Source organism: Streptomyces sp. NPDC031274, assembly GCF_055570235.1.
Genome location: NZ_JBVIHP010000412.1, coordinates 1 through 1,109, shown reverse-complemented (window position 1 = coordinate 1,109; position 1,109 = coordinate 1). Strand labels below are relative to the sequence as shown.

The 1,109-nt window shown below is 70.0% G+C and carries 1 protein-coding gene; it reads right to left on the bottom strand.

Annotated features, from left to right (window positions below):
• On the bottom strand, positions 1-814 hold an 814-nt coding region (locus ACZ5CR_RS46790), incomplete at its 3' end, for a transcriptional regulator (RefSeq protein WP_468870151.1).
• Positions 815-1,109: the final 295 nt, after the last annotated feature.

The following is a 1,109-nucleotide window of genomic DNA, read 5'->3' as shown; positions in this document are numbered from 1 at the left end:
TGACGGTGAGGCGGCGGGCCAGTTCGCTCGTCGTGCAGCCTTCCGCCGTCACATGCAGGGCGGCAGCTCGCGTGCGGCCGAGCAGAGACTCCAGGTTCCGCACGGCGGAGCCGTCCGCTTCCGCCGGTCCGGTACCGGTCAGCGGTCGGCGGAGAGCCGGCACGGTCAGTCGGGGTGGCTGGGCGGTATCGAGCGGGTCCCACAGAAAGCTCACCGGACGCTTCGAGAAGATCGTGGGCGTGATGATCAGTCCCCTTCCCTGAAGGCGCACCTCGACTCGGCGCGGGTAGGGAGCTTCGAGCACCGGCGGACACCAGCGGACCAGTGGTGCGCAGATCGAACGCAGCAGCAGATCGATGCCCCCCTCCAACATCAGGTTCGCGCAACGGGTGGACAGCGCGACCAGTTCTGACCGCCCCCGATGCCAGTAGGGCTCCACGGTCAGCCGATGGCAGGCACGCACGGCCTCGGCGAGCTCCCGCCGCGCGTCGCGGTCGCCCTCGGACACCCGCCTGGCCCACGGCAGGTGTCCGGGGTGGAAGTCGAGACCCTCGAACTCGCGTCGCAGCCGGGACGCCGGGGCGTGCAGCAGGTTGTCCACGGCGTGGTCCAGAGAGGGCACATCACCCATCAGGGCCAGCAGATCAAGCCCGGGACCGCGCACCGGAACCAGGGACGTCAGGGGGCGCGTGTCCGCTCCCATCCGGCCCGCGACCGCTGACCGCCACGAGCGGAAGTGAGGCAGCTCCTGGTTCTCCTTCAGCAGCTCCAGGCTGTGGTAGACCTCCGCTGCGACGCCGATCGTTGCGGCCACCCGCGTCCGGGCAAGGTCTTCCGTCGTGAAGTGAATGCGTAACACCGACCGGCCCCCTGCCACCGAAGTAGAGCGCGTGAGCACCCTCAGCATGCCCCAACCCGGCGGGCCCCATGGAGGACGGGACCGGGTCTTCGGCACAGAGGTGCGGAGGTGCGGAGCTAATGCAGCCCGCAGCGTCAGTCCCGCTCGTCCAGCCCCACCTTCGCGGCTCTGGTGAGCTTTGGGTCCCCGGCGGGGAATTCTGCTTCCCCTCCTGGGAAGAGCAGGAGGCCGCCCGGCGTCTCGGCCACCA